The sequence below is a fragment of the Actinopolymorpha sp. B9G3 genome, from assembly GCF_040120725.1.
In the GTDB taxonomy this organism is placed as follows: domain Bacteria; phylum Actinomycetota; class Actinomycetes; order Propionibacteriales; family Actinopolymorphaceae; genus Thermasporomyces.
In genome coordinates, this window is sequence record NZ_JBEEAB010000030.1 from 19,765 (window position 1) to 32,451 (window position 12,687).

Sequence of the window (12,687 nt, forward strand, 5' to 3'; positions counted from 1 at the left end):
GCGCATGGTTGGGATGATCACGTATACGTTCCCCGTGCGGGCGGGTCAGGCGTCGACGATCCGGGCGCCTGGGACGGGGCCGGAAGCCCTGCGTACGGTCGTGCACACGCCCGACCCCGCGAGCCGGGCCGCCAGATCCGTGGCATGCTCCTCGCTGCGGGCGAGGAACGCGCAGGTCGGGCCCGACCCTGACACGATGGCGCCGAGCGTGCCGAGTTCCTCACCGGCCGCCAGCACCTGCCCCAGCCGACTCCGCAGGCGCAACGCCGCCGGTTGCAGATCGTTGGCCAACGCCTGGCCGACGCCCCTGGTGTCGCCGGTACGCAGTGCCGACATCAACGGCCCGGGGACGCGCGGCGGAAGGACGGCGAGGTCCCCCCGCAGCCGGTCGAGCTCGGCGTAGACGGCGGGAGTCGACAGGCCGTTCCCGTCGAGCGCGAAGACCCAGTGGTAGCTGCCGCGTGCGAGGGCCGGCGTCACGATCTCGCCGTGACCGGCACCCACCGCCGTACCTCCGACCAGGCAGAACGGCACGTCGCTGCCCAACTCCGCTGCGAGCTCGAGGAGGTGCGACCGGTCGAGTTTCGTTCCCCACAACGCATCGCAGGCCACGAGTGTCGCGGCCGCGTCGCTGCTCCCGCCGGCCATGCCGCCGGCGACCGGGATCCCCTTCCGGATCTCGAGCGCCACGCCCGCGTCGATCCTGGTCCGGGTGGCCAGCAGGGCAGCCGCCCTGACAGCCAGGTTGTCGGCGTCGAGCGGGATACCGGCCACGGTCTCCGGCGACTCGTCGGCGCCGCGGACCGTGACCGTGATCCCGCCGCCCGGGAGAGGGGCAGCCGCCACCTCGTCGTACAGGCTCACCGCCTGGTAGACCGATGCCAGCTCGTGGAACCCGTCGGAGCGGGGCGGCCCGACCATGAGCGCCAGATTCACCTTCGCCGGCGTACGCACGACCACGGCACGTTCCGCACTCACCGCACTCACCGGCTGGGCTTCCTCTCACTCGTCCGTGCATCGTCAGACTGGTTGTGCTCGATCCTCGTCGCCCGAAGTCCCTCGGCGATCCGGGCGAACGCCGCCACGTCGAGTCGTTCGCCTCGGGCGGCCGGGTCTACTCCGGCGCTCCGCAGCGCCTCCTCGGCCAGCCGTGGCGAACCGGCCAGCCCGGCCAGCGCCGAGCGGAGGGTCTTGCGCCGCTGCCCGAACGCGGCGTCGACCACCGCGAAGACCTCGTCCCGCGACGCGCTGGTCGAAGGCGGTGGGCGCCGGGTGAACGCCACCAGACCGGAGTCGACGTTGGGCTGCGGCCAGAAGACGGTACGCCCCACCAGGCCGACCTTGCGGACCTGTGCGTACCACGCGGTCTTCACGCTCGGGATGCCGTAGATCTTCGACCCTGGCGCGGCGGCGAGCCGCTCGGCGACCTCCAACTGGACCATGACGAGGCCGTGCTGGATCGACGGGAGGTGAGCGAGAACCTCGAGGAGCACGGGTACGGCGATGTTGTACGGCAGGTTGGCGACCAGCGCCGTCGGATCCCCCGGACCGGTCAGGGCACCTGCCCGCTCGGGCAGCCGGGTCAGCTGGAGCGCGTCGGCGTGGACGACGGAGAGCCGGTCGGCCTGCCCCGGCGCGAACCGCGCGACCGTCCGCGGCAATGCCGCCGCCAGCGCCTCGTCGATCTCCACCGCCACGACCTGCGTGACCGCGTCGAGCAACGCCAGCGTCAGCGAGCCGAGCCCGGGGCCGATCTCGAGGACGACATCACGCGAACCCACGCCGGCGGCCCGTACGACGCGCCGGACCGTGTTGGGGTCGGTGACGAAGTTCTGGCCGCGCTGCTTGGTGGGGCGAATCCCCAGCTCACCGGCCAGCGCACGCACCTCCGCCGGCCCGAGGAGCCTCGGGCCGGCGGAGGTCGCGCCAGACGCCTCGCTCACGGTGGGAACGCTATCGGTCTCCCACCCGGGCGCCTGCGCGTACTCGCCTTCAGCTGATGGTTTCGGTCCCGCCTCTCAGCTGAAGAGCCGGCTCCCGCAGACGGGCCACTGACCGGCGCCCGACCGCTGGTAGAGGAGCTTCGCGCGGTAGGTCTGCTCCGCCGAGGAGTTGTCGACCGGGTTCCCGGACCCGCCGACCGACTCCCAGGTCGACAGCGAGAACTGGTACAGCCCGTAGTAACCCGCCGGGTTGACCGCGTCCGGGTTGCCACTGGACTCGCAGTCGGCGAGGGCCGCCCAGTTGAGGCTGTCGACCGAGCCGCCGACCGAGCCTCCGCCCGAGGGACGCTCCTTGGTGCCGACGACGACCACCTTGTCGACCGGCTTGGACACCACCCGCTGGGAGAGGACCTTGGTGCTGGCCTTCTTGCCGTCGACGTAGACGATCCGAACGACCTGCGCCTTCGTGCCTCGCTCGCCCGAGCGTTCGACCTTGCTCTGGTCGTCGTACATCGACGAGTCCTCCTTGCGGACCGTCTTGTACGGAATCGCGACCGTGATCTGGCGCGTACGGGTGTCGATCCGGTTGATCGAGATCGTGACGCCGTCGTCGACCATGGTGGACAGGGCGGGTCTGATCCTGTCGTCGGCGTCGATCTTGACCTTGGCGGCGGCCAGCGCCTCCTCGACGGTGAGGACGGGTGCCGAGATCCCGGTCCGGGTGCCGTCGTGCTTGACGACGATGCGTTTGACCGTACGCACGTCGACGCCGAGACCCTTCCGGCCGATCCCGACCGAACGGCTGGCCGACATCTTCGCTCCGGCGAAGCGGACGCCGAGATCGTTGAACGCTTCCCCGACGCTCAACGCGGTCACCCAGTGGGTCTGCTTCCTGCCGTCGACCATGAGTGTCAACGGGCGGGAGTAACGGACCGCGATCCGGCTACCGTCCGTGATCTTGGTGGACGGACCCGGCGCCACGAGATCGCGATCGCTGACCGGGATCTCCGCTGCTTGAAGAACGTCGGCCACTGAGGAGCCGAACGTGTGGACGGTGCGATCCTTGCCGTCGACCGAGACAGTGACGGCCTTGTCAAGTGTGGCGTAGGCGGCGCCGCTGAGACCAAGTGCCCCTACGACTGCGATGCCAACGGCACCGATCAAACCCTTCTTATGCACGGTGCTCCGATGCTTGCGCTTTCCGGGCACGGGCACGAGTGGCGCCAGCAAGCGGCAGTGTCGGCGCCCTCTCCCCTCCCCTTGAGAGGACACGACAGCTGACGTGCTCTTCAGCGTCGTCGGAGCGCCTTGCGAAACCCCCCTGGTACGCCGCCCGAGGCTTCCCGACCCCGGCCAACGCTTGGCGACGATACGGGAGGATCCCGCACTCATCAACCCAGTGTGTAAATTCTCTCCCCAATACACTACGCACCGTAGCCAATACGGCCCGAAGGGGCAGGAGGCCCGCATCCGGCCATTGGTACGGACCTGGCGCGCGTGACACCTCGGGGCTTGCGCAGATGACCACGCTGACCATGCCAGCGTCCCTGGTCGGGCAGGGCACGCACCTGGCTGGGAGGGCAGCCTCACCTGGCTGGAGGGACATACACCTGGCCAGCTAGGGGGTGTCTGATGGATCACGATCGATCAGTGAGCGGCGTATCCGCGCCCGGCTGGCAAGGCCGAGGAGGAAGGCGCACTGGTCTTGTGCGCCGATCGACGAGAACGCAGCCAGGCGGGATGCGGGACGCCGCGAGCCGATCGCGATCCATCAGACACCCCCTAGGAGCGTGGCCCCGGGCAAGGGGTCGACGCCTGTCCCGGGTACCGCGAGCCTCGCTGGCCAGGACAGTCAGAGGGTCTGCTGGCCGGCGTCGTAGACGGGCAGCCCGTCCGGCCCCACCCGTACGACGTCGGTGGGGCGGTGCACCTCCAAGCGACCGTCGTGGAACAGGTGACGCACTGTCACATCCCGAACGAGCACGAGATAGTCCGCGAGCATCCGCCGGTGGCAGCGCCACCACACGCTCTCCGCACACATCACGGTCGTACGCCGGCCCGTGGCGTCGACCAGCAGCGTGTCGACCGCCTCGGCGAACTCGGCCGAGCGCATGTGCGCCGCATACCCCGCGAAGGCAGGCTGCCGGAGCGCCACGTCGGGCGAGTCGGCGGGAGCCTTGCGCCAGCCACCGAGCCGGCGCTCCCACCGGTAGTCGATCCCGTGCTCGGGCAGCCACTCCTCCAGGGCAGACCGGGCGACCTGCGGGTTCCGGCGGCTACCGGGGGCCGTCCGGACGTCGACGAGAAGCCGCACGCCGGCGGCCCGCAGGAGCGCCGCCAACTCGTCGGCCGACGCGGTGCCGTGGCCGACCGTCAGGACCTCCATGCCACCTCTCTACCCGACTGCCGGCCCGCCTCGTTCGCTGTGCGAGCGCGATCGACACGGACCCGGGCGACCAGGAGAACCCGATCCGACGGGCGTCAGCGCCGCCTGAAGCGGGTCAGCAGTCCGAACGGGTACGGCATGGGGCGGTCGCTGATGGTGGTGAGTTGTTCCATGTGGTCGTCGGAGAGTGGGCTGTCGGCGGTGGCCAGGTTGTCCTCGAGTTGTTCCGGTGTCCGCGCTCCGATGATCGGCGCGGTCACGCCGGGGCGCTGCATAACCCAGCGCAGTGCCACCTGGGCCGGGGTCCGGCCGGTCTTCTCGCCGATCTCGACAAGCGCGTCGATCACGTCCCACGTACGCGCGTTGGCGTAGGTCTGCCAGGCTTCGGGCCAGCCGCCCGCGTCAGGATCCGCATCCACCCGGCTGCCAGCCGGCGGGGCTTCCATGTCACGCTGGTACCGGCCGGTCAGCCAACCACCCCGCAGCGGGCTCCACGGGATGATCCCGACACCCTCGTTGCGGCTGACCGGGACCAGATCCCATTCCGCCTCGCGGTCCAGCAGGTTGTAGAGCGGCTGGAGGCAGGAGAACGGCTCCCAGCCGTGCTGGCGGGCCAGGTCGATGGCCTTCTGCAGCTGCCAGCCGGCGTAGTTGCTGGCACCGAGGAAGCGGACCTTGCCGCTGCGTACGAGACCGTCGAGCGTGGACAGCGTTTCCTCGAGCGGCGTGGCGTCGTCGAAGACGTGGGTCTGGTAGAGGTCGATGTAGTCCGTGCGAAGCCGACGCAGGCTCGCCTCGACAGCGCTGAGCAGATGCTTACGCCCACCGCCGCCATCATTGGGGCCGGGACCCATGTCGCCGTACGCCTTCGTCGCGATCACCAGGTCATCGCGCGACTGCCGTTCCAGCCAACGTCCCAGGATCTCCTCCGAGACACCGGCGCTGTAGACGTCGGCGGTGTCGATGAACGTCCCACCCGCCTCGACGAACCGGTCCAGCATCCGATGGGCGGTCTCCTCGTCGGTCCGCGCGCCGAAGGACATCGTCCCGAGGCACAACTCACTGACTTTCAACCCAGTACGGCCGAGATATCTGTAGTCCATGGGCTGGACGGTAGGAGCTGGAGTGCGCTCAAGGTCAAGAAGGACGACGACGGCACCGACCAACCCGCGGGCCGGCCGGTCCGTCCCGTGCAGGGACCACCAAGGTGGCTACCAGGTGCCTACCAGGCCCCGAAGGCCGCCTCGGTCGCGGCGTTGATGGACGTGCAGAGGGTCCGCTCGTCCACGCCGCGGATCTCCGCCATACACCGGACCGTGAGCGGGAGGAGGTAGCTCGCGTTGGTACGCCCGCGGTACGGATGGGGCGTGAGGTACGGCGCGTCGGTCTCGACGAGGAGCCGCTCCTCCGGAACGACAGCCAACGCCTCCCGCAACGACGAGGCGTTCCGGAACGTCACCGTGCCGGCGAACGACAGGAAGTAGTCCCTGCGCACGCACTCGCGCGCCATCGCGACGTCACCGGAGAAGCAGTGCATCACCACCCGGTCCGGCGAACCCTCCTCGGCGAGCACCCGCAGCACGTCGTCGTGGGCGTCCCGGTCGTGGATGACGAGCGCCTTGTCGTGCGCCTTCGCCAACCCGATGTGCGTGCGGAACGCGTCCTCCTGGACCTTCCACCCCGACTCGGGCGTACGAAAGTGGTCGAGGCCCGTCTCGCCGACCGCCCGCACCCGCGCACTCGCCCCAGCCAGCCGGTCGATCTCGGCGAGCGCGGCGTCGAGCTCACCCGCCTCCGCCAGCGCCGGGACTTCGTTAGGGTGCAGCGCCACTCCCGCAACCAGGGCCGTGAACCGGTCGGCCACCTCCACGGCCCACTGCGCGCCGGGCAGGTCGCAGCCGATCTGGACGATCCGGGGCACTCCGGCCGAGGCCGCGCGCGCGAGCGCAGCCTCGACCTCCGGTTCGTCGATGGGTGCGTCCGGCCGGCCGTCCGCCGTCCGGCGTACGACGTCGAGGTGGCAGTGCGAGTCGACGACCGGCGACACCAGAGGCGCCGGAATGGGCGGTGGATCGGACCGGCCACCGGTGCTGCCGGCGGGGCTCACAGGGACTCCGGCTGCACTCTCGTGGCCACCGGAAGGGCTGGTCACAGGGACTCCGGTTCCTCCTCGATCCGCGGGAACAACGGGCGTCCCTTGGTCACCACGGACCCCGCCGGAAGGATCCCCCACCGGCCCGCGTTGGTGAGCGGCTGGACGTCGAGTTCACCGAGGGAACCGGCCGCCCCCAGCTGCGCCCACAGGGCCGCCGCGGCCTTCGGCATCACCGGGTTGAGCAGCACGGCGATCGCCCGCAGCGACTCGGCCGCGGTGTAGAGGATCGTGCCCAGCCGGGAGTGTGCGCCGGGCGAGTCGTCCTTCGCGACCTTCCACGGCTGTTGTTCGGTGAGGTAACCGTTGACCGCCGACACGAACCCGTCGATCGCGGCGAGTGCGTCCTGGAACCGCAGGGCGCTCACCGCGTCGTCGGCGGTGCGTACCGTCTCTGCGAGCTTGTCGGCGAGCACCTGCTCGGCGGGACCGTGGTCAGAGGCGCGCGGCAGCGTGCCGCCGAAGTACTGCCCGACCATGGCCGCCACCCGGGACGCGAGGTTGCCCAACCCGTTGGCCAGCTCGGAGGTGTAGACCGCGCGCAGGTGCTCCCACGAGAAAGAGCCGTCCGCGCCGAACTGGATCGCCCGCAGCAGGTAGTAGCGGAACGCGTCCGACCCGAACGTGTCGACGATCTGGCTCGGCGCGATGCCGGTCAGCTTCGTCTTGCTCATCTTCTCGCCGCCGACCAGCAGCCAACCGTGGGCGAAGACCGTCTGCGGCAGGGGCAGGCCCGCCGCCATCAGCATCGCCGGCCAGATCACCGCGTGGAAGCGAAGAATGTCCTTGCCCACCAGGTGAACGTCGGCGGGCCACACCCGCTTGAACAGGAGCGGGTCGGTGCGGTAGCCGGCGGCGGTGACGTAGTTGAGCAGCGCGTCGATCCAGACGTACAACACGTGGTCGTCGTCCCACGGCACCGGAATGCCCCAGTCGAACGTCGACCGGGTGATCGACAGGTCCTGCAGGCCCTGCTTGACGAACGCCACGACCTCGTTGCGCGCGCTCGACGGCTGCACGAACTCCGGGTGCTCGTTGTAGTAGGCCAACAGCTTGTCGGTGTAGGCCGAGAGCCGGAAGAAGTAGTTGGTCTCCGAGAGCATCTCGACCGGACGGCCGTGCACCGGGCAGAGCTTCTCGCCGCCCACACCGTCGACCAGCTCCGCGGGGATCTTGAACTCCTCGCAGCTCACGCAGTAGGGGCCCTCGTAGGTGCCCGGGTAGACCTGGCCGGCGTCGTACAGATGCTGCCAAAACTCCCGAACCCGTTCGGTGTGCCGGGTTTCGGTCGTACGGATGAAGTCGTCGTTGCTCGCGTCGATGGTCTCGAGCACCGGCTTCCAGGCCGTCTCGACCAGGCGGTCCGCCCACGTGCGGGGGCCGACGCCGTGCGCCTCCGCGCTCCGCATGACCTTCTGGCCGTGTTCGTCCGTGCCGGTCAGGAACCACACGGCCTCGCCGCGCTGGCGGTGCCAGCGGGCCAGGACATCGGCGGCAATGGTCGTGTAGGCATGCCCGATGTGGGGTGCGTCGTTGACGTAGTAGATGGGCGTCGTGACGTAGAACGCCTTGTTGCCCCCGGTGTCCGGGCGGTGCTGTGCGGCATCGTCCATGTCCGTGATCCTAGTAAGGCCGGCCAGACGATCAGCCGATGACCTTCACCGCGTGGGTGGCGAGGCGACGGCGGCGGCGTAGACGGTCCGGCGTGGTGTGCCGGTGACCTGCGCGACCTCGGTGATCGCGTCCTTGCGGGAGGCGCCGGCGTCGACCAGGGAGTCGACCTGACGCCGGAGCTCGGCCACGTCGACGGCGGCTCGTACGGTTTCCGGAGCTCCCTCCACCACGACCGTGATCTCGCCGCGTACGCCCTTGTCCTCGACCCACTCCGCCAGCGCGGCCAGCGGTTCCCGGCGTACCTCCTCGTGGATCTTGGTGAGCTCACGGCACACCGCGGCCCGGCGGTCGGGGCCGAAGGCGGTCGCCATCGCCTCGAGGGTGACGCCCAGCCGGTGGGGCGCCTCGAAGAAGACCATGGTCCGGCGTTCGGTGGCGAGGTCGGCCAGCCGCCTCCCACGCTCGGATGCCTTCCGCGGCAGGAACCCCTCGAAGCAGAACCGGTCGACCGGCAGTCCGGAGACGGCGAGGGCGGCCAGCACCGCGGACGGGCCGGGGACGACGGTGACGTGCACGCCGGCATCGACCGCGGCGGCGACCAGCCGGAACCCTGGGTCGGAAACCGACGGCATGCCCGCGTCGGTCACCAGCACGACCCGCTGGCCGGCGGCGAGCGCGTCCAGGAGTTCGGTCGTACGCCTGGCCTCGTTGCCTTCGAAGTACGACACGATCCGCCCGGCCACCTCGACACCGAGCCCGGTCAGCAACCGGCTCAGGCGGCGGGTGTCCTCCGCGGCCACCACATCGGCGCCTGCGAGCTCGGTCCCGAGCCGGGGTGGCGCGTCGGCGAGAGACCCGATCGGCGTGGCGGCCAGGACGAGCACCCCGCCGTGGCGATCATCGCGGGCGGGGGGCTGCGTACGCGGTGTCACCGATCCATCCTCGCACCCAGGTTCTGCCTGGTGTTGCCGGCGACAGGCCGGACGCTATCCGTACGATGACCGGGATGACCACGACGTCCGACCGTGCCGGCGGCCCAGAGCCGGCATCCGGCCAGGCCAGCTTCGCGCAGTCGACCGCCGTGGTGGTCGGTCGCGACAGTGAGGGCCGGCCCCTCCCGTCCCTGCGCGAGCGCCTCTGCCCGCCGATGCCCGACGACGGTATCTGGGGGTGGGTCGGCCCGCTGCTGATCACGGTGTTCGCGGCGGTCCTGCGGCTGATCGACCTCGGCCGGCCGGCGAAGTTCGTCTTCGACGAGACCTACTACCCCAAGGACGCGTTCAGCCTGCTGCGCTACGGCGTGGAGCACCAGTTCGTCGACAAGGCGAACGAACGCATCCTCGCCGGCGACCTCGACGTCCTCGACGGTCCGGCATTCGTCGTCCATCCACCGGCGGGCAAGTGGCTGATCGCCCTGGGCGAGTGGGCGGTCGGGATGGACCCGTTCGGCTGGCGGGTCGCGATCGCGCTGTTCGCCACCCTGTCGATTTTGGTGATGGCCCGCGTCGTACGCCGACTCACCCGCTCGACGCTGCTCGGCTGCCTGGCCGGCTTCCTGTTCGCCCTCGACGGCCTGCACCTGGTCGAGAGCCGGATCGCTCTGCTCGACATGCCGGCGATGGTGTGGCTGCTGCTGGCGTTCGGTGCCCTGCTGATCGACCGCGACTGGGCCCGGCGCCGGTTCGTCGACGCCGTGGAACCCATCGGCCGCGTCGCCACCGGTGCCTGGGGCCCTGACCTCTGGTGGCGACCGTGGCGGCTCGTCGCCGGCGTGTGCTTCGGCGTCGCGGCCGCGACGAAGTGGAACGCAGCGTTCGCGCTGGCGGCGTTCGGCCTGCTCACCTGGGCGTGGGACATCGGCGCCCGGCGGGCGATCGGAGTCAGCATCGGCCTCGCCCACGCGGGGCGGATCGCACGCGACGCGGTACTGGCGTTCACCACGGTCGTCGGCACGGCCATCGCCGTGTACCTCCTCTCATGGGCCGGCTGGTTCGCCTCGCCCGACGGCTACGACCGGACGTGGGCGCAGGACCGGCCGGCGAGCGGCCTGGCGGTGCTGGTGCCCGACGCGCTGCGGTCGTTGTGGCACTACCACGCCGAGATCATGTACTTCCACACCCACCTCACCGAGAAGCACCAGTACGCCTCTGATCCGTTCGGCTGGCTGGTCATCGCCCGGCCGGTGTCCTTCGACTGGGTAGACAAGATCGGACCCGACCAGGGGTGCCCCACCAGCCGCTGCGTCCAGGAGATCCTCGGCATCGGCACTCCCGTGCTGTGGTGGGGAGCCGTCCTCGCACTGGCCGCCTGCGGCATGTGGTGGGTCGCGGCCCGCGACTGGCGCTTCGGCGTCCCGCTGGTGGGAGTCGCGGCGACCTGGCTGCCGTGGTTCGCCTACACCGACCGGCCGATCTTCTACTTCTACGCGATCGTGATCCTGCCCTGGCTCGTCATCGGGGTGGTGCTCGTCCTGGGCAAGATCCTCGGGCCCGCCGACGCTTCGCCGACCCGCCGGATGTGGGGCGCGGCCGCCGTCGGTGGATTCACCCTTCTCGTACTGCTGAACTTCGCCTATCTCTACCCGATCCTCACCGATCAGGTCATTCCGTACGACGAATGGCTGAACCGGATGTGGTTCCGCTCCTGGGTTTAGCCGGATGCCCGTCGCCGCCGCGTTTGGTGGCGCCCGATAATTCGATGGGTACGGCCGCGAATTGATGACATGATCCTCCCGCCCGTGCTGGCCAAGAAAATGGGCCGCACATCAGGTTGCGACGAGGGAGGCGGGCACATGTCGGGTGGCAGTCGGATCACCTTGTTGCGTTGGCAGCTCGACGTCGCGTGGTCGTTGCTCGAGTTACATCTGGGCGATCTCAACGACGAGGAATGCCTGTGGGAACCCACCGTCCACTGTTGGACCGTACGTCGTCAGGGTGGTGGTCGATGGTGCGCGGACTGGGAGGTTCCCGCACCACAACCGGCACCGGCGCCCTCGATCGCCTGGCTGCTGTGGCACATCGGTTTCTGGTGGACACAAACCTATGACAGCTGTTTCGGTACGCACGGCCGCCTCTTGCGTACCGACTTCGAATGGCCCGGAAGCGCCGACGCGGCAGTGCACTGGATCCTGGACTGCAAGGAACGCTGGAGCGCGGCGGTGGACGCACTCGACGAAGCGGAGCTGGACTCCCACGCGCGCAGTGGCTGGTTCCTCCGCGGCACAAAGCCGTTCGGCCATGTCGTGGCCTGGGTCAACACCGAGCTGATGAAGAACGCGGCGGAGCTTGGGCTCCTGCGCAAGCTGCACGCGGCCGCGTCGTACGAAGAAGAGTCCGCCGCCTGCTGACGCGTCCTTGGCAGGTCGTGCAACGGGACCTTCGACCCTGGGGTGCGGAGAATGCGGCGACGAAAGTGAGAGATGACCACTTTCGCATCCGCGAGAAAAATGGTCACACCTGGGAAAGACTCGGCACACACGGGGGAATACCTCGTACATCAGAAAGCGACTGGAGCCAGAACGCATTCTGATACCCAGAAACGGTCGTCATCGCCGGAGCGGTCGTCGAGTGGGAAACGGGAGGCTCACTCATGGGTGACGTCGCGCGGATCACCGAGATCTCGGCCCGGTCCGCACAGAGCTTCGACGACGCGATCCGGGTAGGGATCTCGCGGGCGACGCTGACCCTCCGCAACGTCACCGGCGCCTGGGTAAAGGAACAACAGGTGAAGGTCCAAGACGGGCAGATCACCGAATACCAGGTCAATCTGCTCGTCACGTTCGTCCTGGACTGACAGCCGTCCGCAGGCCGGACCAGTTCCGCACCCGCGCGGGCGACCGTCATCGTGGGGCAGGATGCCTCGCGACGATTCGTGCGGAAGAAGGCCTGACATGCACGCGTCTGTCGGTGATCGCATCGTGGTTCGGACCGAGAGCCTCGGCCTGCCGCCACGGGAGGGAACTGTCCAGGAGGTCCTCGGCGGACCGGACGCCGAGCACTACCGCGTGGCCTGGGACGACGGTCACGAGTCCGTGCTGTCTCCGGGTCCGGACACCCGCGTGCTACCCGCCAGGGGCGGAGTCCCACGGCAGCAGGCGGCACCGGCGGCGAGGACCCGGCCCGCCGGCCCGCATGACCCGGTCGAACGCATCATGAGCAGCCCGGTCGCCACGATCGACGGCCACGACTCGCTGCGGGTCGCCGCCGAGACCCTGACCGCCGCCCAGATCGGGGCGCTGATCGTGACGAGCGACGAGGACGACAGACCGCTCGGCCTCATTTCCGAACGCGACGTCGTACGCGCACTCGCCGCCGGTGGCGACCCCGACGAGGTCTGGGCGGCGGACGTGGTGGGCCTCGACACGGTGTGGGCGAATCCCACCGACTCCACGTTCGATGTGGCGAGGCTGATGCGCGACGCCGAGGTCCGGCACATGCCGATCCGATCCGGCGAGAACTGCGTCGGGATGGTCTCGATCCGCGACGTCCTCAGGATCCTGATCGGCTCGTAACCGTCGACCGCCAAAGCAATTCTCGGGGTGCATGCGCAAAGAAAGAGGGGAGCCCTTCGGCGCCCGCGGTTCGAGTCACCTT

The 12,687-nt window shown here is 69.5% G+C and carries 12 protein-coding genes; 4 read left to right on the top strand and 8 right to left on the bottom strand.

Annotated features, from left to right (window positions below; genetic code table 11):
* Positions 1–45: 45 nt before the first annotated feature.
* From ABNF93_RS31295 to rsmI, 8 genes are all read right to left on the bottom strand, one after another.
* On the bottom strand, positions 46–987 hold the full coding sequence (locus tag ABNF93_RS31295) for a 4-(cytidine 5'-diphospho)-2-C-methyl-D-erythritol kinase (RefSeq protein WP_502877661.1): 942 nt from the start codon (positions 985–987) through the stop codon (positions 46–48).
* Positions 984–1,943 (bottom strand): 16S rRNA (adenine(1518)-N(6)/adenine(1519)-N(6))-dimethyltransferase RsmA, encoded by a 960-nt coding sequence (rsmA, locus tag ABNF93_RS31300; protein ID WP_349331855.1) that lies wholly within the window; start codon positions 1,941–1,943, stop codon positions 984–986. The genes ABNF93_RS31295 and rsmA overlap by 4 nt, the downstream gene beginning before the upstream one ends.
* 75 nt (positions 1,944–2,018) lie before the next feature.
* On the bottom strand, positions 2,019–3,122 hold the full coding sequence (locus ABNF93_RS31305; RefSeq protein WP_349331856.1) for a resuscitation-promoting factor: 1,104 nt from the start codon (positions 3,120–3,122) through the stop codon (positions 2,019–2,021).
* Between the two features lie 673 nt (positions 3,123–3,795).
* Positions 3,796–4,329, bottom strand: coding sequence for a DUF488 domain-containing protein (locus ABNF93_RS31310; protein ID WP_349331857.1), 534 nt, complete (start codon positions 4,327–4,329; stop codon positions 3,796–3,798).
* A gap of 95 nt (positions 4,330–4,424) precedes the next feature.
* Positions 4,425–5,432 carry an aldo/keto reductase gene (locus tag ABNF93_RS31315; RefSeq protein WP_349331858.1) on the bottom strand — a complete coding sequence of 336 codons (1,008 nt, stop codon included), beginning with the start codon at positions 5,430–5,432 and terminating at the stop codon, positions 4,425–4,427.
* A gap of 119 nt (positions 5,433–5,551) precedes the next feature.
* Positions 5,552–6,436: a TatD family hydrolase gene (locus ABNF93_RS31320; RefSeq protein ID WP_349331859.1), complete on the bottom strand. Its 885-nt coding sequence runs from the start codon at positions 6,434–6,436 to the stop codon at positions 5,552–5,554.
* Between the two features lie 41 nt (positions 6,437–6,477).
* Complete coding sequence (metG, locus tag ABNF93_RS31325; RefSeq protein WP_349331860.1) at positions 6,478–8,094, bottom strand: methionine--tRNA ligase; 1,617 nt, start codon at positions 8,092–8,094, stop codon at positions 6,478–6,480.
* 45 nt (positions 8,095–8,139) lie between these two features.
* The gene (rsmI, locus tag ABNF93_RS31330) at positions 8,140–9,027 is read right to left on the bottom strand and encodes a 16S rRNA (cytidine(1402)-2'-O)-methyltransferase (protein WP_349331861.1); all 888 of its coding nucleotides are present in this window, start codon (positions 9,025–9,027) and stop codon (positions 8,140–8,142) included.
* A 74-nt stretch (positions 9,028–9,101) separates the two neighbouring features.
* Between rsmI and ABNF93_RS31335 the strand changes: the two genes are divergently transcribed.
* From ABNF93_RS31335 to ABNF93_RS31350, 4 genes are all read left to right on the top strand, one after another.
* A complete protein-coding gene (locus ABNF93_RS31335; protein ID WP_349331862.1) occupies positions 9,102–10,748 on the top strand; it encodes a dolichyl-phosphate-mannose--protein mannosyltransferase in 1,647 nt (548 codons plus the stop codon).
* A 138-nt stretch (positions 10,749–10,886) separates the two neighbouring features.
* On the top strand, positions 10,887–11,441 hold the full coding sequence (locus ABNF93_RS31340; protein WP_349331863.1) for a DinB family protein: 555 nt from the start codon (positions 10,887–10,889) through the stop codon (positions 11,439–11,441).
* A gap of 242 nt (positions 11,442–11,683) precedes the next feature.
* Positions 11,684–11,887: a dodecin family protein gene (locus ABNF93_RS31345; RefSeq protein ID WP_349331864.1), complete on the top strand. Its 204-nt coding sequence runs from the start codon at positions 11,684–11,686 to the stop codon at positions 11,885–11,887.
* A 97-nt stretch (positions 11,888–11,984) separates the two neighbouring features.
* Positions 11,985–12,605 (top strand): CBS domain-containing protein, encoded by a 621-nt coding sequence (locus ABNF93_RS31350; RefSeq protein ID WP_349331865.1) that lies wholly within the window; start codon positions 11,985–11,987, stop codon positions 12,603–12,605.
* Positions 12,606–12,687 lie beyond the last annotated feature (82 nt).

Excerpts from the sequence above, each read along its gene's own strand:
- metG (WP_349331860.1), bottom strand. The coding sequence starts at position 8,094 with ATGGACGATGCCGCACAGCACCGCCCGGACACCGGGGGCAACAAGGCG.
- ABNF93_RS31340 (WP_349331863.1), top strand. The coding sequence starts at position 10,887 with ATGTCGGGTGGCAGTCGGATCACCTTGTTGCGTTGGCAGCTCGACGTC.
- ABNF93_RS31350 (WP_349331865.1), top strand. The coding sequence starts at position 11,985 with ATGCACGCGTCTGTCGGTGATCGCATCGTGGTTCGGACCGAGAGCCTC.
- ABNF93_RS31335 (WP_349331862.1), top strand. The coding sequence starts at position 9,102 with ATGACCACGACGTCCGACCGTGCCGGCGGCCCAGAGCCGGCATCCGGC.
- ABNF93_RS31310 (WP_349331857.1), bottom strand. The coding sequence starts at position 4,329 with ATGGAGGTCCTGACGGTCGGCCACGGCACCGCGTCGGCCGACGAGTTG.
- ABNF93_RS31315 (WP_349331858.1), bottom strand. The coding sequence starts at position 5,432 with ATGGACTACAGATATCTCGGCCGTACTGGGTTGAAAGTCAGTGAGTTG.
- ABNF93_RS31345 (WP_349331864.1), top strand. The coding sequence starts at position 11,684 with ATGGGTGACGTCGCGCGGATCACCGAGATCTCGGCCCGGTCCGCACAG.